The organism is Pseudarthrobacter sp. GA104, from assembly GCF_009741265.1.
GTDB lineage: Bacteria > Actinomycetota > Actinomycetes > Actinomycetales > Micrococcaceae > Arthrobacter.
The window spans coordinates 1,390,468-1,415,401 of record NZ_WOWL01000001.1 but is presented as its reverse complement, the minus strand read 5'-3'; the positions used below and the strand labels follow the sequence as shown (position 1 = coordinate 1,415,401).

Below are 24,934 nucleotides of genomic sequence, written 5' to 3'. Positions count from 1 at the left end.
CTTGAAGGACTAGATCAGGCTGGCTGCCATGGACTCAATGGTCAACAGCGGTGCAACGTTCGTGGTGGTGATGCGTTCGCGGGCTTTGTTGATGGCATCCATCCGGGCAAGAGTGGATTCCGGCGTGGAGCGGCTGGCGAAATCCTCCAATTCGCTCCTCAACTCAACGTTTACCAGTTCCACAGCATTCCCGAACTGGATGATCAGCACATCCCGGTAAAAGGAGAGGAGATCGGTCAGCGTCCGGTCAAGGGAGTCCGTGATGGACCGCTTGGCCCGGCGCTTCTGGTCTTCCTCCAGCTGCTTGACCTGGCTGCGCATGGCAGGCGGGAGCGTCCCGGACTCGGGTGCGCCCAGTGTTGCCAGCAAGGCGGCCTTCTCCGCAGCGTCCCGTTCTTCGTTGGAACTGTTGGCCTCCGCTGTGGCGATCTTGACGAGTTTGTCCGCCATCATCACGGCAGCCGTAACCCCCCGCAGGCCAAGCGGAAACCGCACTGTTTCCAGCCGGCGTTCCCTGGCCGCAGGATCACGGGCGAGGCGGCGGGCGATGCCCACGTGGCTTTGAGCTGCCCGCGCGGCGCGCTCCGCGAGGGCCGGATCCACGCCGTCGCGGTGGACCAGCAGGGCGGCGACGTCCGCAGCCGGCGGCAACCGCAACGCCACGCTGCGGCAGCGCGACCGGATAGTCACCAGGACGTCGGCCGGGGACGGTGCGCACAGCATCCACACAGTCCGGGGAGTTGGTTCCTCGATGGCCTTGAGCAGGACGTTCGTGGTGCGCTCGGCCATCCGGTCCGCATCCTCCACCACGATGATCCGCCACCGGCCGGCCGAGGGCCGGTTCCCGGCGGTGGCCACCAGTTCACGGGCTTCGTCAATGGTGATCGTGACCTTCTCGGTGCGGACGAAAGTGACGTCCGAATGGGTCTCGCCCAGGATGGTCAGGCACGCCGCGCAGCGCCCGCAGCCCCGCAGGCTGACGTCCTCCTGGTCGCAGTTCAGTGCTGCGGCAAACGCCTTGGCCGCATTGGAACGCCCGGAACCCGGCGGGCCGGTGAAAAGCCACGCATGCGTCAGTCCCTCGCCGCTGGAGGCCTGCCGCAGCTGTTCGACGACGGCGGGCTGGCCCTGAAGGTCGTCCCACACCGTCACGGGGCGCCCCCGACCGCCGTGGCCCGGGCCTGGGGTGCGCCCGCCGGTGTTTCGTCCTGTTCGGCCAGCAGGGTATCCACCCGCTCGAGGATCCGGGCGGAAAGCCTGCTGACGGAGTCATGGGCGGGCAGCACGAGGTAGGACTCCGGACGGCGCTGCGCCAGCTCCAGGAAGGCCTCACGGATCCGGAGGTGGAACTCGTCAGCTTCGGACTCCAGACGGTCCTCCGCCGTCTCGCCGGCCGTGCGGCGGCGGCGGCCCACCGCTGGATCAACGTCCAGCAGGACGGTGAGATGGGGCTGCAGGCCGGACGTGGCCCACTCGTTGAGGGACCGTACGGCGTCTTCGCCCAAGGCACGTCCTGCCCCCTGGTATGCCACCGACGAATCGATGTACCGGTCCGTCAGGACTATGTCGCCGCGTTCAAGCGCAGGCCGAATGACTTGGCTTGCGTGGGCTGCCCGGGAAGCGGCGAAAATCAGGGCTTCTGTGTGCGCATCAATCTCACCGTGTCCGTGGTCCAGCACAAGGGAGCGCAGTTTCTCGCCGACGGGGGTTCCGCCCGGCTCGCGGGTCAGCAGGACGGTCAGGCCACGGGATTCGAGGGCTTCGGCAAGGCGCGCAGCCTGCGTGGACTTGCCCGCGCCGTCGCCGCCTTCGAACGCGATGAAAAGACCGGCCCTCTGTTTGCTCACCACCCAAGCCTACCGACCCCCGCTGGCAATTCCCGATTCAGGTGTGGATTCCCGCGGGGGCCACGAGGCGGGTAACGGCTTTCCGGGCCGTCCCCGGCGGACAGTACGCTGTCACCATGAGTCTTTCCGAACAGCAGGCGGCGGCCCTGTCAGCCGAGACGGTTGTGGTTGCGGCCGGGCGTCCCCCACGGGAACGGGACCAGCCGGTCAATCAGCCGATCGTCCTTTCCTCCACATACTTCGGCACCGGGGCACTCGGCGACGGCGACCGCGGCTACGGCAGGTATTCCAATCCCACCTGGGATCCCTTCGAAGAGGCGCTCGGCCAGCTGGAGGGCTCAGAACTGCCGGGACTCCTCTATGCGTCAGGACTCGCGGCCGTCAGCTCGGCGCTCTCCCTGGTCCCTGCCGGGGGAGTGCTGGTAATGCCCACGCACAGCTACTCCGGGTCGCTGGTCATGGCCGCTGAGCTCGCCCAGAAGGGCTTCATCGAGCTCCGGACAGTGGACATTGCGGATACTGCCGCCGTGAAGGAGGCCCTTGCTCCCCGCAGCCCCGCTGCGGGGCCGCACGCCCGGCCGGCGGCGATGCTGTGGCTCGAAAGCCCCACCAACCCCATGCTCGGCATTGCGGATGTCTCCGTCCTGGCCGACGCCGCCCACGCCGTCGGGGCCATCGTCGTTACGGACAATACTTTCTCCACACCCCTGGTGCAGCAGCCCCTGGTGCTCGGATCCGACGTCGTCCTGCACTCGGTGACCAAGTACCTCGCGGGCCATTCCGACGTCGTCCTTGGCGCCCTGGTCACCTCCAACCCGGACATCCGGTCCGCGCTGCTCCATCACCGGATTATCCACGGCGCCATTGCGGGGCCCTTCGAAGCGTGGCTGGCGCTGCGCGGCCTGCGGACGCTGGCGCTGCGGATAGAACGGTCCCAGGCTTCTGCAATGGTCCTGGCGGAGCGGCTTGGCGACCACCCCGCGGTCGAGACCGTCCGGTTCCCCGGCCTGTCCGCGGATCCCGGCCACGAACGCGCCAAGGCGCAGATGAAGGGCTTCGGGTCCATCATCTGTATCCAGGTACGCCCAGGCGCGGGAATGAGCGGCGCTGACGCCGCCGACAAACTGGTTGGCGCCGTCCAGCTGTGGCTGCCTGCCACATCGCTGGGAGGTGTGGAGTCGCTCATCGAACGCCGACGGCGGCACACCGCTGAGCCGGCCAGCGTCCCGGAGAACCTGGTGCGGCTCAGTGTGGGAATCGAGAACGTTGAGGATCTCTGGGCCGATGTGAAGCAGGCGCTGGACTCGCTGGACGGCTAGGCTTGGGCTTGTGGACGTTGAACTCGTTATCATCCAGCCCGTTGAGAAGGCCCTGTTCTTTATCCTTGCCCTGGTTTCGCTGGGGCTGGAGCTCTGGGCCGTGGCGGACTGCGCCCGGCACCGTGCAAACGCGTTCGAGGCCACGGGCAAGCGGACCAAGACCTTCTGGCTGGCACTGACCGGCGGCGCGGCCCTGATCGGCGCCCTTTCGTTGTACAGCGGTGGTGGCGGCGCATTCTTCGGAACCTTCGGGCTGTTCGGGCTCGCCGCCGTCGTTGCTGCGTCGGTTTACCTGGCTGACGTACGGCCGGCCGTGAAGGATGCGGGCAGGGGCGGCAGCCGCAACACGGGGCCCTACGGCCCCTGGTGAATTAGCCGGGGTGAATTGGCCGGCGTGAATTAGCCGGCGCCCCCGCCGGCCAAGGGTGCCACGGCCTCCCAGTCCACGGTGAGCTCCCCGAGCCGCCACCGCGAAGGCCCGTCATGGACTGGCCAGCCCGTGTCCCGCAGGCTCCTGCACATGCCTTGCCAGCGCTGCCTGTTCCCGAAGGTCGCCAGCGGCGCGCACTCGAGCCAAGCCCGGTCCATGGCCTGCATGAGGGCGTGCACCGGTTCGCCCGGAACGTTGCGGTGAATCAGCGCCTTGGGCAGCCTTTCGGCAACGTCGGAGGGAAGGAGGAAGCTGCCGAACCTGACGGAAATGCTCAGGGATAGCGGCCGCTCCGCATCCAGTGCCACCCACGTGACCCGCCGCCCGATCTCGTCGCAGGTGCCGTCGATGAACAGGCCGCCGGGGGCCAGCCGGTCCTGCACCAGCCGCCAGATTCCGGCCACGTCCGCTTCCTCGTACTGCCGCAGGACGTTGAACGCACGCACCAGGGCCGGTTTGCCGGGCACGGGCAGTTCGAAGCCGCCCACACGGAAGCTGAGCCCGGGCCGCTCCAGGGGGATCGCCGCGCGGACCCGTTCCGGTTCGATTTCGATTCCAAAGACCTGCACGTTCCGGCGGACGGCAGAAAGCCGTTCATAGAGCTCGACGGCGGTGGCCGGCGCAGCGCCGTAGCCCAGGTCCACCACCAGGGGATCCGCGGCATTCCGGAGCCGCCAGGCCTGCGGTCCCGTCAGCCAGCGGTCCACCCGGCGCATCCGGTTAGGGTTGGTGGTGCCGCGGGTGATGTTGCCAACCGGCCTGCCGGGCCTGCCGGTATTCCTGCCCAAAATCTGGGGGGCGGTCACCCGTTCAGCCTTTTGCACCACCGCCCAACCTTATCCCTGAAGCAATAGGTGACACCTAACCGGGCGACGCATGTAACGCTGGGCGGGCGGCAACACTGCTCGGCTAGGATGAAAATCATGACTTACAAGCTGATCCTGCTGCGCCACGGCCACAGCGAATGGAACGCCAAGAACCTGTTCACCGGCTGGGTGGACGTTGACCTTAACGACCAGGGCCGCGAGGAGGCAGCACGCGGCGGGGAGCTGCTGGTTGAGAATAACGTTCTCCCGGACATCCTCTACACCTCGCTGCTGAAGCGTGCCATCAACACCGCGAACATCGCCCTGGACAAGGCCGACCGCGGCTGGATCCCGGTGAAGCGCGACTGGCGGCTGAACGAACGCCACTACGGCGCGCTGCAGGGCAAGGACAAGGCGCAGACCCTTGCCGAGTACGGCGAGGAACAGTTCATGGAATGGCGCCGCTCCTACGACACCCCGCCGCCGCCCCTGGATGACAACTCCGAGTTCTCCCAGGCGCACGATCCCCGCTATGCAGACCTCGGAGACGCCCTTCCCCGCACCGAGTGCCTGAAGGATGTCCTGGTCCGGCTCCTGCCGTACTGGGAATCGGACATCAAGGAAGACCTCAAAGCCGGCAAGACCGTCCTGGTCACGGCCCACGGAAACTCCCTGCGCGCACTGGTCAAGCACCTGGACGGCATCAGCGACGAAGCCATCGCCGGCCTGAACATTCCCACCGGCATCCCGCTGGTGTACGACCTCGACGAAAACTTCCAGCCGATCAAGCCCGGCGGAACCTACCTTGACCCGGAAGCCGCGGAACAGGCCATCCTCGCAGTCGCCAACCAAGGCAAGAAGTAAGCAGTACGTACGACGGCGGGCCGGTCACTTCACGTGACCGGCCCGCCGTCGTTATTCCGCAGCGTTGACGTCAGCTGTGTTCGGTCCCGGTAGGCTGCCACGCGCCGGTCACCAAATAGGTGACCTTCTGCGCGACGGAGACACCGTGGTCCGCGAAGCGTTCAAAGTACCGGCTCGCGAGTGCGACGTCCACCGTGGTTGCCGGCGACTCGGCCCACTCAGGTGCCGCGATGGCCTTGAACACGCTGAGGTGGAGATCGTTGATGGCGGTGTTCGCCTTCAGGATGTCCCGGGCAACCTCAAGGTCCCGGGTTTCCAGCAGGACCGTCAACTTGTTCGCAATTTCTTTGTCCAGCTCGGCCATGCGCTTGAACGTGCCGGTCATGGATTCGGGGATGACGGTAGACGGGAACCGCAGGCGTGCCAGCTGGGCGATGTGCCGTGCAAGGTCTCCCATGCGCTCGAGGGAAGCGCTCATCCGCAGCGATCCGACGATCATCCGGAGGTCGCTTGCCACGGGCCCCTGCAGGGCCAGGATGTCGATGGCCCGTTCATCCAGGCTGTTCTGCAGGAAGTCGATGCGGGCATCCGCAGCGATGACGTCCTGCGCAAGGTCTACGTCCGCCACCTCGAAGGAGGTGGTGGCTTTGTCCATGGCCTCGCTGACCAGCCGGGAGATCTCCACCAGCTGGTCACCGACCTGGGTGAGCTCTTCCTGAAAAACCTTACGCACGTAGGCGTCCTTTCCTTGTAACTCCCGCCGGTCCCGGTCCGGGCAGCAGGAATCGCGTCGCCGTTCGGCACTCCAACTACCTAGAATGCCAAAGTTCGGTAAACGGTTAAGCCCTTGCAGGTGAACGTTAGTTGAACCGTCCGGCCAAGGGGCCGGGACGCGCCGATATGCCTTCACCTACAGCATAAGGTGGAGCTGTGGATCCTATGCTTATCGGCCTGGTGGCCGGCCTTATCGGCCTGGCGCTCGGTACGTTCGGCGTGCTCGCTTTCCGGGTCAGCGAGAAACAACGGCAATTGCTGGACGTGGACGCCGGGGAGCTCGCCCTGCCGGCGGGCGCCGCGGAGGTGCTTGCCGTCGTCGGACGCGCCTTTGTGGTGGTGGACGCGGTGGACGGTGTGGTCCGTGCCAACCCGGCCGCCTATGCCTACGGCCTGGTCCGCGGCCACACGGTGGTCCACAAGGAACTGCTGGACATGACGGCCGGGGTCCGCCGCGATGGCGTCATCCTGGAAAGGCAGCTGGAACTTCCCCGCGGCCCGCTCGGCCAGGGAACCATCATCGTCCAGGTCCGGGCGGCAATGCTCGGGGAGGAATACATCCTGCTGCTTGCGGACGACCGCACCGAGATCACCAGGACAGAAGAGATCCGGAACGATTTCGTAGCCAACGTTTCCCACGAGCTGAAGACGCCGGTGGGCGCCATCTCGCTGCTGGCCGAAGCCCTGGAGTCCTCGGCAGACGACGAACTGGCCGTCCGGCGCTTCGCCAAGCGAATGCACAAGGAATCCGGCCGGCTCGCCGCATTGGTGCAGGACATCATCGAGCTCTCCCGGCTGCAGGGCGCAAGCGTCACCCAGCAGGGCCGCCCGGTTGACGTCAATGCGGTCATAGCCGAGGCCGTGGACCGGTCCCAGCTCCCCGCGGAGAGCAAGAATATCCGCATTGTGGTGGGTGGCCGGACCGACGCGAAGGTCTTCGGGGACCAGGACCTGCTGGTGACCGCCCTGCGCAACCTGATCGATAACGCCATCAGGTACTCCCCGGAGAACACCCGGGTAGGGATCGGTGTGCGCAGCAGGGAAGGGCTGGTTTCCATTTCCGTTACGGACCAGGGCGAGGGACTCAGCCCAGAGGACCAGGAGCGCGTCTTTGAACGCTTCTACCGGGTGGATTCGGCCCGGTCCCGCCATACCGGCGGGACAGGCCTTGGCCTGAGCATCGTCAAGCACGTCGCGTCCAACCACGGCGGCGAAGTGACCCTCTGGTCCCAGCCCGGGCAGGGCTCCACGTTCACCCTCCGGCTTCCCGAGATGGAGGGCCAGGAGGGCGGGGAAGAAACACCTCCGGCCGCTGCCCCCGCCCGGGCGGGGACCGCAGGGTCCGAAAAGCCAACTGTTACCCAAGTACCCGGCGCCGCAGGCGCCACCGAACGAGGAGCAAACGCTTGAGCAGGATCTTGATTGTCGAGGATGAGGAGTCGTTCAGCGATCCGTTGTCCTACTTGCTGGGCAAGGAAGGTTTCGAGGTGGAGGTCGTGGACAACGGCCTGGACGCCATCACCGAGTTCGACCGGAACGGGGCGGACCTGGTGCTGCTGGATTTGCAGCTGCCCGGGCTCTCCGGCACGGAAGTGTGCCGCCAGCTCCGCCAGCGGTCCAGCGTCCCGGTAATCATGTTGACGGCCAAGGACGCGGAGATCGACAAGGTAGTGGGACTGGAACTTGGCGCGGACGACTACGTCACCAAGCCATACTCCTCCCGCGAACTGGTGGCCAGGGTCAGGGCGGTGCTGCGGCGCCAGGGCGAGCCGGAGGAACTCATTTCTTCCACCGTGCAGGCCGGGCCTGTCCGGATGGATATTGAACGGCATGTGGTCAGCGTTGGCGGCGAGCAGGTGCTGCTGCCCCTGAAGGAGTTCGAGCTCCTCGAAATGCTCCTGCGCAATTCAGGCCGGGTGCTGACCCGCGGCCAGCTCATCGATCGGGTCTGGGGCTCTGACTATGTCGGTGACACCAAGACCCTCGACGTCCACGTGAAGCGGCTTCGCGGAAAGATCGAGCCGGACCCGTCAGCGCCGCGGTACCTGGTCACCGTGCGGGGGCTTGGCTATAAGTTCGAGCCCTAGAAAGGGTCGCCCGGCGACAGGCATGCAAAAGGAGGGGCCCTGCGGCCCCTCCTTTTGCATGCCTGTCCTGCAGTGGGCTCAGCCCGCAGCCTTAGTGGCCGGTCCCGCCTGCGCTTTCCGAAGCGGACGGCGACGGCGTGGCCGATGTGCTCGGCGAGGGCGTGCTGCCGGCCGGCAGGTACTCCTTGTACTCAGGCAGCGTTGCATCCAGGACGGGGACCTTCACCGTGTTGCTCACGTTGGTTCCGTCCTCGGTGATCTTGACGTCCACGAGGGAGCCCGGGATTCCTCCGGTGGTGCTGAGGATGGCTTCGTCCGAGCTGTCGTTCAGCAGCGTGTAGGAGTTCGCCTTGACCGGCACCTCGGTCTGTGAGCCCTTTGCGCCGTTGACCGTGAGCGTCACGTCCTGCGAAGAGGAGTTGTAGACGGCGCCGATCAGGCGGCCCGGCTGGTCCTCGCCGGAGGAAATGATCAGGATATTGCGCAGCTGGATCGGGCCGAGGTCGGTGACGATGCCGTCCGATGCAGCGTACCGTTCGCTGGTCTGCTGGGGCGTGATGTAACCGCAGCCGGCGGTCAGCAGGCCCACGCCAAGGGCGCCTGCCGTCAGTGCCAGTTTGCCGCGCTGGGCCCGGGTCATCGCAGTGAAACGCACGTCGCGTACTCCTCAAAGAGTCTTGAAACATTAATCACGCATAGCCTATCCGCAAAGCACGCCAAACGAGGATTCGGAGCTGTCACATCGGCCTTCCCCAGGCCCCCGCACATGCACTATTATCCGCGTTCGTCAAGGGGGTGAAGGGGGCCGATTTGGCCCGTTTTCCGCGTATTTCTGCGGTTCGGCGCCCTCTTCCGGGCCGGTCATATGCCTGAATCGTGATAAACTGGTCAGCGGGAAAGGGGAAATGTCCACATGGTATTTGAGGTCGGCGAGACAGTAGTTTACCCTCACCACGGTGCTGCGAAGATTGAAGAAATCAAGATGCGCACCATCAAGGGCGAAGAGAAGATGTATCTCAAGCTCAAGGTGGCTCAGGGTGATCTGACCATTGAAGTTCCAGCAGAGAACGTTGACCTTGTTGGGGTTCGGGACGTAGTGGGCAAGGAAGGCCTGGAGCACGTGTTTGATGTGCTTCGCGCCGAGTTCACCGAAGAACCCACCAACTGGTCACGCAGGTACAAGGCAAATCTGGAGAAGCTTGCTTCCGGTGACGTCATCAAGGTTGCAGAGGTCGTCCGCGACCTGTGGCGCCGGGATCACGACCGGGGCCTTTCCGCAGGCGAGAAGCGAATGCTGGCCAAGGCCCGGCAGATTCTGATTTCAGAACTGGCGCTGGCTGAAAAGACCGACGAAGAGAAGGCTGCAAGCGTTCTCGACGAGGTCCTGGCTTCCTAAGAATTGAGCCCCGGGGGCACCCAAGTGCCGCCGGGGCTTCTTTTTGCCCAAAAACAGGCCGCGGGCATTCCTCCCGAGGTGTTCAGGCGCCGGCCCTGCAGGGACGTAGGCTAGTCCGCATGAGCGAAACACGCACCCGCCTGGTCACCGCAGTGATCCTGGTGGCAGCAGGTACGGGGCAAAGGCTGGGTTACGGCATGCCCAAGGCGGCGGTCCCCCTGGGCGGCGAGCCAATCCTGATGCATGCCCTGCGCGGCATTGTCGCATCCGGAGCGGGCAGCCAGGTGTGCGTTGCGCTGCCCCCGGGAGACGACGCCCTCCGCCGCCTGTGCGAGGACTTCCGGCAGGAACTGGCCGACGGCGGCCCCCTTCTTTCCATTGTCGACGGCGGCGGCACCCGTGCGGATTCCGTCCGGGCCGGCATGGCAGCCCTGATGGACGGCATAGAAGCGGTGCTGGTGCACGACGCCGCGCGCGCCCTCACCCCCGAGTCCGTCTTCCACCGCGTGACGGACGCCTTGGCCGCGGGGGCCGCGGCAGTCATACCTGCCGTGGCGGTAGTGGACACTGTCAAGACGGTAGCGGCCACTACTGGCCCGGACAGCGAACTGGCCCCGGAGGTTGTCACCGGGACCGCGCCCCGCGAGGAACTCCGCGCGGTGCAGACGCCGCAGGGCTTCCAACTCAACACCCTGCTGAAGGCCCACGAAGCCGCGCGGGCCCTGGGCCCGAAAGAGTCCGATGCCGTCACCGATGACGCAATGCTCGTGGAAATGCTCGGCATCCCCGTCCACGTGGTCCGCGGGTCCACCCAGTCCCTAAAAATCACCACTCCGTTGGACTTGATCCTCGCCGAGGGGCTCCTTGAGGGCCCGCTGGGCGCACGCTGGGTGGAAGGCTAGGAATGGGACCTGCGGACATGGTCATCCCCCGAACCGGAATCGGGCTGGACGTTCACGCCTACGCCACGGAGGACCAGCCCCGCCCGCTGTGGCTGGGTGGACTCCTGTGGCCGGGTGAACGTGGCCTGGCCGGGCACTCCGACGGCGATCCGGTGGCCCATGCCGCCGCCGATGCGCTGTTTTCCGCCGCCGGGATAGGAGATTTGGGCACGCACTTCGGTACGGACCGGCCGGAATTTGCCGGCGCCTCCGGCGTCGCGCTGCTGGCCGAGGCTGCGCGGATTGTCCGGGCTGCCGGGTTTGAGATTGGCAACGTTGCTGTCCAGTTCGTCGCCAACCGGCCCAAGTTCGGCCCCCGGCGGGAGGAATCCCAACAGGTCCTCAGTGATGCCGCGGACGCGCCCGTCAGCGTTACCGCCACCACCAGCGACCACCTCGGGTTCACCGGCCGTGGTGAAGGCATCTCCGCGGTGGCCACCGCACTGGTCTACCCGAGGCCGCACCTTCCCATCAGCTAATCTGGAGCGGTGACCCTGCGCTTCTATGACACTGCCTCCGCCGAAGTCCGGAACTTCGTGCCCATCGTCGAGGGCAAAGCCAGCCTCTACTACTGCGGGGCCACCGTGCAGGGCATGCCCCACGTTGGCCACATCCGCTCGGCCATTGCGTTTGACCAGCTCACCCGTTGGCTGGCCTACCGCGGGTTCCGGGTCACGGTGGTAAGGAACGTCACGGACATCGACGACAAGATCCTGGCCAAGTCCGAGGCCTCCTTCGCGCCGGGGTTCACCCCGGAACCCGGGGAAGTGCCCGAGGAAGAATGGTGGGCGCTTGCTTACCGCTACGAGCAGGAATTCCTCAAGGCCTACGACACGCTTGGCGTTTCCCGGCCAACGTACGAGCCCCGCGCCACCGGCCACATCCCCGAAATGCACGCCCTCATCCAGCAGCTGATCGACCGCGGGCACGCCTATCCTGCCCCCGACGACTCCGGTGACGTCTACTTTGACGTGCGTTCCTGGAGCAAGTACGGCGCACTGACCCGGCAGAACATCGATGACATGCAGGCAGCCCCGGACGTCGAACCGCAGTTCAGCAACAGGAAGAAGGACCCGCGCGACTTCGCCCTGTGGAAGGGGTCCAAAGAAGGAGAGCCGACGACGGCGAGCTGGGCTTCCCCGTGGGGTGCGGGCCGCCCGGGCTGGCACCTGGAATGCTCCGCCATGGTCACCAAGTACCTCGGTTCCGAATTCGATATCCACGGCGGCGGCCTGGACCTCCGGTTCCCGCACCACGAAAACGAGCTCGCCCAGTCGCAGGCGGCCGGCCACGCGTTCGCCAACTTCTGGATGCACAACGGCATGGTCACCTACGAGGGCGAAAAAATGTCCAAGTCCATTGGCAACACCGTCAGTCCTGCCGAGATGCTGGAACTGGCGTCCCCCCGGGTGGTCCGCTACTACCTTGGCCAGGCCCACTACCGCTCAGTGCTGGACTACCGTCCCACGTCCCTCCAGGAGGCCGCCGCCGCCGTCGAACGCATTGATGGTTTCATTGCCAAGGCGACCGCCCGGTTCGGTACCGGCTCCGGCACGGCTGCCGGCCACCAGGGCTCCTCCGCGGAAACCTTGCGCACCTTCACCGAAGCCATGGACGACGACCTGAACGTCCCGCGTGCGCTGGCCGCCCTGCATGAGGCGGTCCGGGCCGGCAACACCGCCCTTGCCGAAGGCGATGACCCCGCGGCCCGTCTCGCGTTGAACACGGTGGCAGTCATGACCGACGTCCTCGGGCTGAATGCCGTGGCAGGTGCCGATGCCGGCAACACCAAGGACAAGGCCGCCCTGGACGTCCTGGTGCAGGCCCAGCTGGAAGCCCGTGCCGCGGCAAGGGCGGAGAAGAACTGGGCGGCCTCGGATGCCATCCGTGACACCCTCTCCGCTGCCGGCATCCTGGTGGAGGACGGCCCGGACGGGGCAACCTGGAGCCTGAAGCGCGACTGACCGGCGCGTTTCCCGAAGCGGCCGTCCCCCTTAGCAGCCGATTTTTCTTCGATCAGTAGACTGGTAGGCAGACTCAGTCAACACAATCAAGGGTGGAACACAATGGCCAACAATGGTCGCCGATCGGTTAAAGCGAAGAAGGGCCCAACCATCGGGACCGGTGGCCATGGCCGCAAGGCCCTGGAAGGCAAGGGCCCCACGCCCAAGGCGGAGGACCGCCCGTACCACAAGGCGCACAAGGCCAAGCAGCTCTCCGAGCGGTCCGCGGCCAAGCGCAATCCGGGTGCCCGCAGCGCCGGAGCGGCCAAATCCGGCCCCAAGGGCCGTGCCACCGAAGAAGTCGTTACCGGGCGCAACTCGGTGGTCGAGGCGCTCCGCGCCGGCATTCCCGCCAAGGCACTGCACGTGGCCATCCGCATCGAAATGGACGACCGCGTCAAGGAGTCCCTGAAGCTCGCGGCCGAGCGGGGCATTCCGCTGCTCGAAACCGGAAAGCCTGAACTGGACCGGATGACCGACGACGCCGTCCACCAGGGGCTGGTGCTGCAGATCCCGCCGTACGACTACCAGGACGCGTACGAACTGGCAGAGGAGACGGTTGGGAAATGGAAGAAGGGCCACGTCCCCAACGCGCCGCTCTTCGTTGCCTTGGACGGCATTACCGATCCCCGCAACCTTGGCGCCATCATCCGCTCGGTCTCCGCTTTCAGCGGTCACGGCGTCATTGTCCCGGAACGCCGCTCGGTAGGCGTTACTGCCTCGGCCTGGAAGACCAGCGCCGGAGCCGCTGTCCGCGTGCCCGTGGCGCGGGCCTCAAACCTCAACAACGCCCTGAAGCAGTTCAAGTCCATGGGAATCTTCGTCCTGGGCCTGGACGGCGACGGCGACGTCTCCTTGCCGGACCTCACCCTCGCAACCGAACCGGTGTGCATCGTGGTGGGTTCGGAAGGAAAGGGACTCAGCCGCCTGGTCCGCGAGAACTGCGACCAGATCGTCTCCATCCCCATCGATTCCGCAATGGAGTCACTCAACGCCTCCATGGCCGTGGGCATCTCCCTGTATGAGGTCTCCCGGCAGCGCGCCGCAAAGTAGGCGCCGGGTCATGGTCATGCCGCTTTTCGACACTGCTTCCACCATGGACGCCTCCACGGCGGTTCCGCTCGGTGTCAGTGTTCCGCGCGCCGACGTGGACGGGACAGGCAGCCACCACGCAGGGCGGGCCAACGTGGCGTGCTATGCGCCGGGCGTATCCAGCCTGGAGATCGTCTACGCCGCCCCGGGCGGGGAGTGGCGGACCCAGGCACTGCCCAACGTCACCCACGGCGTCCACCACGGCATCGTCGAGGACCTGCCGTACGGATCCCGTTATGGTTTCCGGCCTGCGTCCGGCGAGCAGTCCCTGCCCTTTGCCGCGCCCACCAGCGAAATTGAGGACGACGCCGGCCAGCCGCTGCTGCTCGATCCCTACGGGCGCGCCGTGGACCAGCAGGCCGGCTTCCTGGCCAGCGTGCGGATGGCAGGCGACTACGACTGGGGAACCGACGAGCGGCTGCGGCTGCCGTGGCGCAACACGATCATCTATGAAGCCCACGTCCGGGGACAAAGCATGCTCCACCCCGACGTCCCCGAAGAACTCCGCGGAACCTACGCCGGCATGGCCCACCCTGCCATCATCGAGCACCTCACAAGCCTGGGCGTCACCTCGGTGCAGCTGCTGCCCGTGCACTTCCACCTGGACGAGCCGCACCTGCAGGACCTGGGGATGACTAATTACTGGGGTTACAACACAGCGGCTTTCTTCGCCCTGCACCCCGGCTACGCAACGCGTGCCGCCCAGAAGGCCGGGCCGCAGGCTGTCCAGGACGAGTTCAAGTCAATGGTTAAACGCTTCCATGCCGCCGGGCTGGAAGTCATTTTGGACGTCGTCTACAACCACACGGCCGAGGGCGGCCCCGACGGCCAGACCCTGAGCTTCCGCGGACTGGGCGAGCAGGCGTACTACCGCACTGACGGGCACGGGAGATACGTGGACACCACGGGCTGCGGAAACAGCCTGAACTTCGGTGAGTCCCGCGTGGTCCAGATGGTCCTGGACTCCCTCCGGTACTGGGTGGATGAGTTCCACATTGACGGCTTCCGCTTTGACCTCGCCGTCACCCTCTGCCGGAACGCGGCCAACGAGTTTGACCCGCGGCACCCGTTCCTGGTTGCCGTCGCCGCCGATCCCGTCCTGTCCGACGTGAAGCTGATTGCCGAACCCTGGGACGTGGGCCACGGCGGCTGGCAGACCGGACGTTTTCCTGTCGGCTGGGTCGACTGGAACGACCATTTCCGGGACGCGGTCCGTTCCTTCTGGCTCACCGACCGCGCCGCCCTGGATGCTGGCGGGCACGGCGGGCCCATGGCCAAACTCGCGGACTCGCTGTCCGGTTCCGCCGCCCTCTTCCAGCCTTCCGGACGTTCCCGCCTGGCGTCAGTCAACTTCATCACCTCCCACGACGGCTTCACCCTCAATGACCTGGTCTCCTTTGACCGCAAGCACAACGAGGCCAATGGCGAGGAGAACAGGGACGGGCACGGGGATAACCGGAGCTACAACCACGGCGTGGAAGGTCCCACCGAGGACGGCGCGATCCTCGCCAAGCGTGCCCAGGCCCGCCGCAACTTGATGGCGTCCATGCTGGTTTCCCTGGGCGTTCCCATGATCACCGCCGGCGACGAACTGGCGCGGACCCAGCAGGGAAACAACAATGCCTACTGCCAGGACAACCCGCTCGCATGGCTGGACTGGACCCTTACTCCCGAGTCCCACGAAATGCTCCGCAGCACCAAGCGTTTCATCCGCCTGCGCAAGGAGTTCCTCGCGGCCCAGCCCCACGACTTTCCTGTCCGGGACGAGCAGTCCTACCTGTACTGGTTCGACCAGAACGGCCACCCGATGTCCATGGAGCGCTGGAACGATCCTCACAACCGCGTCCTGCAACTCCTCCTGGGCTCGGACAACGGCGGCTTTGCGGGGTTGATGGTGGTGAACGGCAGCGCTTCGGACCTGCAGGTCACGCTGCCGCGCGTTCCGGCCGGGACCACAGCCCCGCGGATGTTCGAGCTCCGGCTGACTACCTCGCCATTGCATGAGGCACGCCAGGGCGGGCAAGTTGCCTCGGGGGAGAAGGACCTCGTGGAGGCCTATTCCATCAGCATCTACCGCAGCTAGGCACCCGGGATTTCCAGAATGCGCAACCGTTCCGTCCTGCCCCTGTTGCTGGCGGGCCTGATGATGCTTGCTTTCCTGGCCTTCGGCGGCACGGGCTTCCTCGGCCAGCTGACGGAAACTACGACGCCGGAGGGCACCTCCAGTGCCATGCCTGCGCCCGGCGCCGTACCCGGGACCAGCGCCCCTGGACAGGACAACCCTTCGGGGCTGCCGGAGGTTCGTGAGTCCGCGCTCCCGGTGGAGGGCCGCAGGGTTCTCGAACTCATCCGCGCGGGCGGACCGTACCGCTACAGCCAGGACGGCCAGGCTTTCGGTAACTTCGAGCGCCTCCTGCCACGGCGGGAAAGGGGCTATTACCGCGAGTACACAGTGCCAACGCCCGGGGAATCGGACAGGGGAGCGCGCCGCATCGTGGCCGGCACCGACGGCGAGAAGTACTACACGGACGATCACTACGAGTCATTCAGATACATAGCGGAAGGCAGCTGAGCAAAGCCATGAAGATCTACTCCGGCGACACCTGGACCCTTGAGGAGCTGCAGGAGCAGGTGGCCGACGCCGGACGCCGCAGCCTGGTGGTTCCCGCAGCCGACAGCAAGAAGGCTGTCCTGGAAACCTTCGGCGAGGTCCTTAACTTTCCCGAGCACTACGGCGTCAACCTCGACGCGCTCAACGATTCACTGCATGACTTCGCGGACAGCATCACGGATAACGGCAACGCTCCGGTCACGGTCCTGTGGCAGGTGGCTGCCCCCTTCCGCAGTGACAGGGCATTCGGGATCATCTGCGAGATCCTCCAGGACGCCGAGCGCTATGCGGGCAAGGACCTGGCGGTCACCGCCGTCCTGCTTTAGGTGCGTTCTTCGTGGCCCGTGTAGGTCGCCAGGAGATCCAGGGCCCTGCCGCCGTCGTCCTCTGCAGCCAGTCCCTTGCGCATGCTGTCCGCCTTCTCCCTGCCGGCCGGGAACGGCGGCAGGAGGGGGATTTCAGGATCTGTCAGCACCTCGATCACCACTGGCCGGTCTGCCGCGAACGCCTGCTCCCAGGCATCGCCAAGAAGCCCAGGGTCCTCCACCCGGATGCCTTTCAAACCCAATAGGTCCGCGTAGCCCGCGAACGGAAAGTCCGGCAGTTCCTGGCTTGCGGCGAACCGCGGCTCGCCCTCGGACTCCCGCTGCTCCCACGTCACCTCGGTGAGTTCCCTGTTGTTGAACACGCAGACCACGAACCGCGGATCGGCCCACTGGCGCCAACGGTGGGCGACAGTCACCAGTTCGGCGATGCCGATCATCTGCATGGCGCCGTCACCGGCCAGGGCCACAACCGGCCGGTCCGGCTGCGCCAGTTTCGCGGCAATGCCGTAGGGGAGGGAACACCCCATGCTGGCCAAGGTTCCGGAAAGGTGCGCCGGGACGCCCGGCGGAAGGACCAGTTGCCGGGCATACCAGTAAACGCAACTGCCGACGTCGATGCTCACCAAAGCGTTCCCGGGCAGCCGGCCGTTCAGTTCCCGGACCACCCGCTCGGGATTCACGGGGCTCGCCGGGACGGCGGCCCTTTCCACGGCCAATGCCCGCCACCGGGAGACTTCCCGCTCCACGTCGGTTCGCCATTGCCCGGGGGCGCGCGGTTGCAGCCTTTCCCCCAGTGCCTGCAGCGCCACAGCGGCGTCGCCCGCCAAACCCACCTCAACCGGGTAGCGGTTGCCGATTTTCCGTTCGTCGATGTCGATCTGGACAGCCCGGGCCGCGCCGGGCGGAGGATAGAACTCCGTCCAGGGATCATTGGAGCCCACAATCAGCAGCGCATCGCAGTTGCCCAGCAGGTGCGCGCTGGCGGTGGTTCCCAGGTGTCCCATGGTGCCCGCCGCAAACGGCAGGGTCTCATCCATGTAGGGCTTGCCCAGCAGGCTTGTGGCGATTCCGGCGCCAAGCTTTTCGGCCACCGCCAGCACCTCCCCGGCGGCGTGCCGCGCCCCCTGGCCCACGAGCAGCGCGACCCGTTCCGAGGAGTTCAGGATCGCTGCCGCAGCCTCCAGATCCTGATCCCGGGGCGTCCTGGTCGCTGTGCTCCACGAGGGTGCGGTGACCACGATGCCGTGTTCCTGTGCCAGCTCGGGCGCCGGTGCCGACTGGATGTCATGCGGGACGATGACCACGCAGGGCGAGGAGGTGGCCCTGGCGGTGCGGAAGGCCCGGTCCAGGACCATGGGGACCTGCTCCGGTGCGCTGACCTGCTGGACGAACTGGGCGGCCACGTCCTTGAAGAGGACCGTAAGCTCGATCTCCTGCATATAGGCGGACCCCAGCACCGTGCGGCTTTGTTGCCCTACGATCGCCACTACCGGAACGCCGTCGAGCTTGGCGTCGTAGAGCCCGTTCAGCAGGTGGACGGCGCCGGGGCCCTGGGTGGAGGTGACCACCCCCACCCCGCCGGTGTACTTGGCGTGGCCCACCGCCATGAAGGCAGCCGTCTCCTCATGACGGGCCTGGACGAACTCGACCCGGCCTTCGGCGCGGCGCAGTGCGCCCATGAAACCGTTGATCCCGTCGCCGCTGTAGCCGAAGACGCGGTCCACCCCCCAAATGCTGAGGCGTTCCACGATCACGTCGGATACAGTGCGTTCGGCCATGGGTTCCTCTCGGAGGGTTCGGGGGCAGTGCCTCAGGCGTTGACGATCAGTCCCAGCTCGGCCTTCGAAGCGAGGGCGTCGTGCCGCGGCAGGACCCGGACGGTGTACCCGAACGGTCCCGACCGGTCGATCACCAGCGAGCCGCTGAACAGGTGGCGTCCGCTGCCGAGGTCTTCCTGTACCTTCAGCTCCATCACGGTGATGTCGGTGAGGGTGTCGCTTTCCTCGGCCCTTCCATAGGCCACTTCCACGGATACGTCCTCCGGGGTGAGGCTGTGCAGCGCCACGTAGGCGTTGACCTGGAGCGTGTCGCCGATCTGGGGATCCTCGGAGACGCCCACGGAGTCCACGTGCTCCACGTGCACCAGCGGCCATGCCGAACGTACCTTTGCGGTCCAGGCCGCCAGGGTGCGGGCCTGAGAGTAGGAGTTGGCAGAGGCGTTCCGCCCCGCCTCCGCGGCCGGGCGGTAGAGGATGTTCACGTAGTCGCGGAGCATGCGTTCGGCGGAGACGGCCGGACCAAGGTGCGAGAGCGTGTGCTTGATCATGGAGACCCAGTGCGTGGGCACCTTCTCGGCCCCCGACGTCGAAGGGCCTGCGGCGCCGGCGCCGGCTGATACCGTGCTGCCGTAGAAGCGCGGGGCCACCTGGGTTTCAAGCAGCTCGTACAAAGCTGCTGCCTCGATGTCGTCGCGTTCCTCCGGTGATGCGCCGTTGTTGGCGGTGGGAATCGCCCAGCCGTTTTCGCCGTCGTACATTTCATCCCACCAGCCGTCCAGCACGGAGAGGTTCAGCGACCCGTTGAGCGCGGCTTTCATGCCCGATGTTCCGCAGGCCTCCAGCGGCCGGAGCGGGTTGTTGAGCCAGACGTCGCAGCCGGGGAACAGCGTCCGGGCCATCGCGATGTCGTAGTTGGGCAGGAAGGCGATGCGGTGGCGCACTTCGGGGTCGTCGGTGAACCTGACCAGGTCCTGGATCATCTTCTTGCCGGCGTCGTCAGCGGGGTGCGACTTGCCGGCAATGACCAGCTGGATGGGATGCTCCTTGTGCAGGAGCAGTGCCTTCAGGCGCTCAGGCTCGCGCAGCATCAGGGTGAGCCGCTTGTAGGTGGGAACGCGGCGGGCAAAACCGATGGTCAGGATGTCCGGGTCCAGGACATTGTCCGTCCAGCCCAGCTCCGCATCAGCGGCCCCGCGCTTCTTCCAGGAAGCCCGCAGGCGGCGGCGGACGTCCTCCACCAGGGCCGCCCGCATCTCGCGCCGCAGCGCCCAGACATCTGCGTCGCTGACGTTGTAGGCGAGGTCCCACCGGCCGTTGGCTTCGGCTTCGCTGCCGAACTGGTCACGGGCAAGCTGCGAAATGCGGCTGTCCACCCACGTGGGCACGTGCACGCCGTTCGTCACGGACGTGATGGGCACCTCGGAGTGGTCGAAGCCCGGCCACAGGGCGGAGAACATCCCGCGGGAAACTTCCCCGTGCAGCTTTGCGACGCCGTTGGCGCGCTGCGCGAGGCGCAGGCCCATGATGGCCATGTTGAACACGGACGGGTTCCCGTCAGCGTAGTTCTCGCGGCCGAGTTCCAGGATCCTGTCCGTGGGAACGGCGGGTGCCAGGCCGGCCTGGAAGAAGTGGTGGATCTGGGCGATCTCGAACCTGTCGATGCCTGCCGGGACGGGGGTGTGCGTCGTGAAAACAGTGGACGCCCTGCCGGCTGCAAGGGCCTCGTCAAACGTCAGCGCCTGCTCTCCGGCCATGAGTTCCTGGATGCGTTCGATGCCAAGGAAACCGGCGTGGCCCTCATTGGTGTGGAACACCTCCGGGGCCGTAGTGCCGGTGAGCTGCTGGAAGGCGCGCAGGGCCTTGACCCCGCCCATGCCCAGCAGCAGCTCCTGCTGCAGGCGGTGGTCTCCGCCGCCGCCGTAGAGGCGGTCGGTGATGCTGCGGGCGGCGTCGTCATTGCCGGGGACGTTGGAGTCCAGGAGGAGGAGGGGGACGCGTCCGACGTCGGCCCGCCAGATGTGTGCCAGCAGGCGCCGGCCGTTGGGCAGGGGGAGCGAGATCTGCAGGGGGCGTCCGATGCCGTCCGGCGAAGGCTCGCGAAGCAGCGTGAGCGGCAGCCCGTCCGGGTCCAGGACCGGGTACGTCTCCTGTTGCCAGGCATCCCTGGACAGCGACTGCTTGAAGTAGCCGGCCTGGTACAGCAGGCCGACACCGATCAGCGGCACTCCAAGGTCCGAGGCCGCCTTCAGGTGGTCGCCGGCCAGGATTCCCAGGCCGCCTGAATACTGGGGGAGCACCTCGGTGATGCCGAATTCGGGCGAGAAATAGGCAATCGATGCAGGGGCATCCGGGCCGAGGCCCTGGTACCAGCGCGGCTCCTCGAGGTACCGGTCAAGGTCCTCCTCAGCGGCCCGCACGCGTTCCACCACCGCGCGGTTCGCGGCAAGCTGCTGGAATTCTTCGCGGCTAACCATCCCCAGGAAACCCACCGGGTCCTGGCCGCTTTCCTCCCAAAGGCGGGGATTCAGCCCCGCGAAAAGTTCCCGCGTAGGGCGGTGCCAGGACCAGCGCAGGTTGCTCGCCAGGCGGGCCAGCGGCCGGATGGGTTCGGGGAGGACGGTACGGACGGTAAATCTGCGGATTGCCTTCACCTGCGTCACACTAACCGACAACATGGGCGGCCGGAACCAGCGCCGGGTTTCTTTTGGGTAAATGACGGGGGACGCGCAGAAACTGGTGCGCAGGCTTAGCAATCTTGCTCTTTTCTCGCTAACGTCGAGCCTGTGACGACTAACTCAGGAACCAGCGCCGTATCAATGAAAATGTCGACCGGCTCCATCACTGATGGGCTGCGGTTCGGACGATTCCCGATCACCGCCGTGCAGCCCGTTGTGGAGGATGGAAGATTTCCGGCCAAGGCCTTGCCCGGCGAGGGAATCGTGGTGGGCGCCACCGCTTTCCGCGAAGGGCATGACCAACTCGGCGTCAGTGCCGTGCTCTTCGACCCCGAAGGCAATGAGCGCCAGAGGGTCAGGCTCGCGCCGCCGCGCGGGGAACGCGGCATGGGAACGGACCGCTGGGAAGGCGTGCTCACGCCGTCGGAAGAGGGGAACTGGTCCTTTGCCATCGAGGCCTGGCACGACCGCTACGGCACGTGGCACCACAACGCCGAGGTGAAGGTGGCCGCCGAAATCGACGTGGAGCTGATGCTGGCCGAAGGATCCGCGCTGCTCGGTGAAGCATCCGAAGACGACTCCCGCAGCGACTGGGACAGGGGCGTTCTCCGTGCGGCAGCCGACAGGCTCGCCGACACGTCGCTGAGCACGGAGGAGCGCCTCGGGGCCGGCTTCGGCCACGACGTGGCCGGCGTTGTGGCGCACCAGCCCATCCGCGAACTGGTGACCGTCTCCGAAAAGTTCCCGCTGAACGTTGAACGCGACCGTGCCGGACGGGGCGCCTGGTACGAGTTCTTTCCCCGCTCCGAAGGGGCCGTCAAGGATCACACCACAGGCACCTGGACCTCCGGAAACTTCCGCACCGCCGCCAGGCGGCTTGATGCCGTCGCCGCCATGGGCTTCGATGTTATCTACATGCCGCCCATCCACCCCATCGGCGTGCAGCACCGCAAGGGCCCCAACAACACCTTGATCGCCGGCCCGAACGATCCCGGCTCGCCCTGGGCAATCGGCGCGGCCGAAGGCGGCCACGATGCCATCCATCCGGACCTCGGCACCTTCGAGGACTTCGACGCCTTCGTGGCGCGGGCAAACGAACTGGGCCTGGAAGTTGCCCTGGACCTCGCGCTCCAGGCGGCTCCGGACCATCCCTGGGTACAGTCGCATCCGGAGTGGTTCACCACCCGCGTGGACGGCAGCATTGCCTATGCCGAGAATCCGCCGAAGAAGTACCAGGACATTTATCCGCTCAATTTCGATAATGATCCCGAGGGGCTTTCAAACGAAATTCTGCGGATTGTGCTGCTGTGGGTGAGCCACGGCGTAAAGATTTTCCGCGTGGATAACCCGCACACCAAGCCGGTGTGGTTCTGGGAATGGCTTATTGCGCAGGTAAACAAAGAGGTTTCCGGCGTGGTGTTCCTGGCCGAGGCGTTCACGCGCCCAGCCATGATGCATGCGCTTGGCCGCGCGGGGTTCCAGCAGTCCTACACGTACTTCACCTGGCGGAACACCAAGAAGGAGATCGAGTCTTACTTCACCGAGGTGAGCCACGAGTCAGCGGCCTTCTTCCGCCCCAACTTCTTCGTCAACACCCCGGACATCCTCACTGAATACCTGCAGTTCGGCGGGCCGGCGGCGTTCAGGATCAGGGCCGCCCTGGCAGCGACGGCCAGTCCGTTGTGGGGCGTCTACGCGGGCTACGAGCTGTTCGAGCATGTGGCCAGGCCCGGCGCGGAGGAGTACATCGACAACGAAAAGTTCGAGTACAAGGAACGCGACTGGGACGCCGCGGCGCAATCCGGACGGACCCTCGCCCCGTACATCACCAGGCTCAACGAGATCAGGCATGCCCACCCCGCGCTGCAGGACCTGCAGAACCTGACCGTCCACCACAGCACGGACGACGCCACGGTGGTCTACTCCAAGCACAAGACCCTTCCTGACGGGTCCAAGGACACCCTGATCGTGGTGGTCAATGTAGATCCGCACGGGACCAGGGAATCCACGGTCTCGCTGGACCTGGCGGCCCTTGAACTCGACGCCCGGGACCTGACGCATAACGGCGGCTTCCACGTGGATGACCTCATCTCCGGTGAAAGCTGGGAGTGGGGCGAGTACAACTACGTCCGCCTCGACCCGCACGTGGAGCCCGCGCACATCCTGCGCGTGAGGAGAATGCATCAGTGAATTTCAATCCGCAAAGTTCCGGCCAGCATTTCACTCCCAAGAGCACGTTCGAGCTAAATGCCCCGGGCCTTCAGCATGATCCGCTGTGGTACCGGAAGGCCGTGTTCTACGAAGTACTGGTCAGGGCTTTTGCGGATGCCAACGGTGACGGTTCGGGCGACTTCTCCGGCCTCATTGACAGGCTTGACTACCTGCAGTGGCTGGGCGTGGACTGTCTCTGGCTGCCACCGTTCTTCCAGTCACCGCTGCGCGACGGCGGCTATGACATCTCCGACTACAACTCGGTCCTGGACGAGTTTGGAACAATCAGTGACTTCAAGCGGCTGGTTGCCGAGGCCCACGCCAGGGGCGTCCGGGTCATCATCGACCTGCCCCTGAACCACACGTCGGACCAGCACCCGTGGTTCCAGGAGTCACGCAAGGACCCGGATGGCCCCTACGGGGACTTCTACGTCTGGAGCGACACTGACGAGAAGTACCAGGACGCGCGCATCATCTTCGTTGATACGGAGGAATCCAACTGGACCTTCGATCCCATCCGCCGCCAGTTCTTCTGGCATCGGTTCTTCAGCCACCAGCCCGACCTGAACTTCGAAAACCCGAAGGTCATCGAGGCATTGTTCGATGTGGTCCGGTTCTGGCTGGACCAGGGAATCGACGGTTTCCGGGCCGATGCCATCCCCTACCTGTACGAAGAGGAGGGGACCAACTGCGAGAACCTTCCGGCCACCCACGAGTTCCTCCGCAAGCTCCGCACCATGGTGGACGAAAGCTATCCCGGGCGGGTCATCATCGCCGAGGCCAACCAGCCGCCGAATGAAGTGGTGGAATACTTCGGGACGGAAGAAGAGCCCGAATGCCACATGGCCTTCCACTTCCCGATCATGCCGCGGCTGTACTACGCGCTCCGGGACCAGAAGGCCGCCCCGATCATCGAGACCATGCATGACACCCCCGAAATACCGGACGGGGCACAGTGGGGCACCTTTCTGCGGAACCATGACGAACTGACCCTGGAAATGGTCACCGCGGATGAGCGGGCGGCCATGCTGGGCTGGTACGCGCCGGACCCCCGCATGCGTGCCAATATCGGCATCCGACGCAGGCTCGCGCCCCTCCTGGACAACTCCCGCGCTGAGATCGAGTTGATCAACGCCCTGCTGCTTTCGCTGCCCGGAAGCCCGTTCCTGTACTACGGGGACGAGATCGGCATGGGCGACAACATCTGGCTTGAAGACCGCGATGCCGTGCGTACCCCCATGCAGTGGAACCCGGACCGGAATGCCGGCTTCTCCAACGCGGATCCGGGCAAGCTCTACCTGCCGCCCATCCAGTCCCTGGTGTACAACTACAGCATGGCCAATGTGGAGGCTGAGGCGGCCCATTCCGGTTCGCTGCTGCGCTGGACCCGTCAGATCCTCAGCGTACGCAAGAACCACCCCGCCTTCGGCCTCGGCGGGTTCAAGCACGTCGATGCCGACCACGACGCCGTACTGGCCTACCTCCGCGAACTTCCGGACGGCAACTCGGCGGGCGCCGTCGCGGAGACCATCCTGTGCACCTTCAACCTCTCGCAGCATCCGGTCGCGGCCCAGTTGAAGATCCCGCAGTTCGCCGGACGGGGGTTGCGCGATGTCTTCGGCGGCCAGCCGTTCCCCGGCATCAACGAGGACGGAAACCTGACCCTGACCCTTGGCAGCCACGACTTCTTCTGGTTGCGGATCCGGTCCGCTGCATCCAACCCGTCGTCTCCGTACACGCAGGCAATTCCGATCCTCTCGATTGAGAACTGAGA

22 protein-coding genes are annotated in these 24,934 nt (G+C 65.9%); 15 read left to right on the top strand and 7 right to left on the bottom strand.

Annotation, left to right across the window (positions count from 1 at the left end; all coding sequences use genetic code 11):
* Positions 1-9: 9 nt before the first annotated feature.
* Complete coding sequence (locus tag GK109_RS06270) at positions 10-1,152, bottom strand: DNA polymerase III subunit delta' (protein WP_321215365.1); 1,143 nt, start codon at positions 1,150-1,152, stop codon at positions 10-12.
* Positions 1,149-1,847 carry a dTMP kinase gene (gene tmk / locus GK109_RS06265; protein ID WP_321215366.1) on the bottom strand — a complete coding sequence of 233 codons (699 nt, stop codon included), beginning with the start codon at positions 1,845-1,847 and terminating at the stop codon, positions 1,149-1,151. Before tmk ends, GK109_RS06270 begins: the two co-directional genes overlap by 4 nt.
* Positions 1,848-1,963: 116 nt before the next feature.
* Between tmk and GK109_RS06260 the strand changes: the two genes are divergently transcribed.
* Together GK109_RS06260 and GK109_RS06255 are read left to right on the top strand one after the other, a co-directional pair.
* Entirely contained in the window at positions 1,964-3,166 is a 1,203-nt protein-coding gene (locus GK109_RS06260; protein WP_157239113.1) for a PLP-dependent aspartate aminotransferase family protein, read from the top strand.
* Positions 3,167-3,176: 10 nt separating this feature from the next.
* Entirely contained in the window at positions 3,177-3,536 is a 360-nt protein-coding gene (locus GK109_RS06255) for a DUF2516 family protein (protein ID WP_321215368.1), read from the top strand.
* A 29-nt stretch (positions 3,537-3,565) separates the two neighbouring features.
* On the opposite strand, the gene GK109_RS06250 is transcribed toward GK109_RS06255, so the two are convergent.
* Positions 3,566-4,423 (bottom strand): class I SAM-dependent methyltransferase, encoded by an 858-nt coding sequence (locus tag GK109_RS06250; RefSeq protein ID WP_370460436.1) that lies wholly within the window; start codon positions 4,421-4,423, stop codon positions 3,566-3,568.
* 96 nt (positions 4,424-4,519) lie between these two features.
* Here GK109_RS06250 and GK109_RS06245 point away from each other — a divergent pair, with 96 nt between their 5' ends.
* Complete coding sequence (locus GK109_RS06245) at positions 4,520-5,266, top strand: phosphoglyceromutase (protein ID WP_104996822.1); 747 nt, start codon at positions 4,520-4,522, stop codon at positions 5,264-5,266.
* A gap of 70 nt (positions 5,267-5,336) precedes the next feature.
* Here the strand turns inward: GK109_RS06245 and phoU are convergent, their stop codons facing one another.
* Entirely contained in the window at positions 5,337-5,999 is a 663-nt protein-coding gene (gene phoU, locus GK109_RS06240) for a phosphate signaling complex protein PhoU (RefSeq protein WP_321215370.1), read from the bottom strand.
* Between the two features lie 206 nt (positions 6,000-6,205).
* Between phoU and GK109_RS06235 the strand changes: the two genes are divergently transcribed.
* Complete coding sequence (locus tag GK109_RS06235) at positions 6,206-7,450, top strand: cell wall metabolism sensor histidine kinase WalK (protein WP_157242698.1); 1,245 nt, start codon at positions 6,206-6,208, stop codon at positions 7,448-7,450.
* Positions 7,447-8,127, top strand: a complete 681-nt coding sequence (locus GK109_RS06230) for a response regulator transcription factor (RefSeq protein ID WP_050056313.1) — start codon at positions 7,447-7,449, stop codon at positions 8,125-8,127. Before GK109_RS06235 ends, GK109_RS06230 begins: the two co-directional genes overlap by 4 nt.
* A 91-nt stretch (positions 8,128-8,218) precedes the next feature.
* On the opposite strand, the gene GK109_RS06225 is transcribed toward GK109_RS06230, so the two are convergent.
* Positions 8,219-8,767 carry a hypothetical protein gene (locus GK109_RS06225; RefSeq protein WP_157242697.1) on the bottom strand — a complete coding sequence of 183 codons (549 nt, stop codon included), beginning with the start codon at positions 8,765-8,767 and terminating at the stop codon, positions 8,219-8,221.
* 273 nt (positions 8,768-9,040) lie between these two features.
* On the opposite strand from GK109_RS06225, the gene GK109_RS06220 reads away from it, so the two are divergent.
* The 8 genes from GK109_RS06220 (at position 9,041) to GK109_RS06185 (ending at position 16,496) form a co-directional block, all read left to right on the top strand.
* The gene (locus tag GK109_RS06220; RefSeq protein WP_011690592.1) at positions 9,041-9,523 is read left to right on the top strand and encodes a CarD family transcriptional regulator; all 483 of its coding nucleotides are present in this window, start codon (positions 9,041-9,043) and stop codon (positions 9,521-9,523) included.
* A gap of 119 nt (positions 9,524-9,642) precedes the next feature.
* Positions 9,643-10,425 carry a 2-C-methyl-D-erythritol 4-phosphate cytidylyltransferase gene (gene ispD / locus GK109_RS06215; RefSeq protein ID WP_157239112.1) on the top strand — a complete coding sequence of 261 codons (783 nt, stop codon included), beginning with the start codon at positions 9,643-9,645 and terminating at the stop codon, positions 10,423-10,425.
* 2 nt (positions 10,426-10,427) lie between these two features.
* Positions 10,428-10,943, top strand: coding sequence for a 2-C-methyl-D-erythritol 2,4-cyclodiphosphate synthase (gene ispF, locus GK109_RS06210; protein WP_157239110.1), 516 nt, complete (start codon positions 10,428-10,430; stop codon positions 10,941-10,943).
* Positions 10,944-10,952: 9 nt separating this feature from the next.
* A complete protein-coding gene (gene cysS / locus GK109_RS06205; protein ID WP_370460435.1) occupies positions 10,953-12,428 on the top strand; it encodes a cysteine--tRNA ligase in 1,476 nt (491 codons plus the stop codon).
* A gap of 102 nt (positions 12,429-12,530) precedes the next feature.
* Positions 12,531-13,520 (top strand): 23S rRNA (guanosine(2251)-2'-O)-methyltransferase RlmB, encoded by a 990-nt coding sequence (gene rlmB, locus GK109_RS06200; protein ID WP_157239108.1) that lies wholly within the window; start codon positions 12,531-12,533, stop codon positions 13,518-13,520.
* Positions 13,521-13,530: 10 nt separating this feature from the next.
* On the top strand, positions 13,531-15,642 hold the full coding sequence (gene glgX / locus GK109_RS06195; RefSeq protein WP_157239106.1) for a glycogen debranching protein GlgX: 2,112 nt from the start codon (positions 13,531-13,533) through the stop codon (positions 15,640-15,642).
* An 18-nt stretch (positions 15,643-15,660) separates the two neighbouring features.
* Entirely contained in the window at positions 15,661-16,131 is a 471-nt protein-coding gene (locus GK109_RS06190) for a ribonuclease domain-containing protein (protein WP_157239104.1), read from the top strand.
* Between the two features lie 8 nt (positions 16,132-16,139).
* Positions 16,140-16,496, top strand: a complete 357-nt coding sequence (locus tag GK109_RS06185; RefSeq protein ID WP_104996833.1) for a barstar family protein — start codon at positions 16,140-16,142, stop codon at positions 16,494-16,496.
* Here the strand turns inward: GK109_RS06185 and GK109_RS06180 are convergent.
* Both GK109_RS06180 and glgP read right to left on the bottom strand, forming a co-directional pair.
* A complete protein-coding gene (locus GK109_RS06180) occupies positions 16,493-18,274 on the bottom strand; it encodes a thiamine pyrophosphate-requiring protein (RefSeq protein WP_157239102.1) in 1,782 nt (593 codons plus the stop codon). The genes GK109_RS06185 and GK109_RS06180 overlap by 4 nt on opposite strands.
* A gap of 32 nt (positions 18,275-18,306) precedes the next feature.
* Positions 18,307-20,925 (bottom strand): alpha-glucan family phosphorylase, encoded by a 2,619-nt coding sequence (gene glgP, locus GK109_RS06175; protein WP_321215375.1) that lies wholly within the window; start codon positions 20,923-20,925, stop codon positions 18,307-18,309.
* Between the two features lie 171 nt (positions 20,926-21,096).
* Between glgP and GK109_RS06170 the strand changes: the two genes are divergently transcribed.
* Entirely contained in the window at positions 21,097-23,139 is a 2,043-nt protein-coding gene (locus GK109_RS06170) for an alpha-1,4-glucan--maltose-1-phosphate maltosyltransferase (RefSeq protein WP_157242695.1), read from the top strand.
* A complete protein-coding gene (gene treS / locus GK109_RS06165) occupies positions 23,136-24,932 on the top strand; it encodes a maltose alpha-D-glucosyltransferase (protein ID WP_321215376.1) in 1,797 nt (598 codons plus the stop codon). Before GK109_RS06170 ends, treS begins: the two co-directional genes overlap by 4 nt.
* The last annotated feature ends 2 nt before the right edge of the window (positions 24,933-24,934 follow it).

Coding starts and splice junctions, on each gene's coding strand:
- GK109_RS06260 (WP_157239113.1), top strand. CDS start 1,964: ATGAGTCTTTCCGAACAGCAGGCGGCGGCCCTGTCAGCCGAGACGGTT.
- GK109_RS06245 (WP_104996822.1), top strand. CDS start 4,520: ATGACTTACAAGCTGATCCTGCTGCGCCACGGCCACAGCGAATGGAAC.
- GK109_RS06235 (WP_157242698.1), top strand. CDS start 6,206: ATGCTTATCGGCCTGGTGGCCGGCCTTATCGGCCTGGCGCTCGGTACG.
- GK109_RS06225 (WP_157242697.1), bottom strand. CDS start 8,767: ATGACCCGGGCCCAGCGCGGCAAACTGGCACTGACGGCAGGCGCCCTT.
- GK109_RS06220 (WP_011690592.1), top strand. CDS start 9,041: ATGGTATTTGAGGTCGGCGAGACAGTAGTTTACCCTCACCACGGTGCT.
- ispD (WP_157239112.1), top strand. CDS start 9,643: ATGAGCGAAACACGCACCCGCCTGGTCACCGCAGTGATCCTGGTGGCA.
- ispF (WP_157239110.1), top strand. CDS start 10,428: ATGGGACCTGCGGACATGGTCATCCCCCGAACCGGAATCGGGCTGGAC.
- rlmB (WP_157239108.1), top strand. CDS start 12,531: ATGGCCAACAATGGTCGCCGATCGGTTAAAGCGAAGAAGGGCCCAACC.
- glgX (WP_157239106.1), top strand. CDS start 13,531: ATGGTCATGCCGCTTTTCGACACTGCTTCCACCATGGACGCCTCCACG.
- GK109_RS06190 (WP_157239104.1), top strand. CDS start 15,661: ATGCGCAACCGTTCCGTCCTGCCCCTGTTGCTGGCGGGCCTGATGATG.
- GK109_RS06185 (WP_104996833.1), top strand. CDS start 16,140: ATGAAGATCTACTCCGGCGACACCTGGACCCTTGAGGAGCTGCAGGAG.
- GK109_RS06180 (WP_157239102.1), bottom strand. CDS start 18,274: ATGGCCGAACGCACTGTATCCGACGTGATCGTGGAACGCCTCAGCATT.
- GK109_RS06170 (WP_157242695.1), top strand. CDS start 21,097: ATGTCGACCGGCTCCATCACTGATGGGCTGCGGTTCGGACGATTCCCG.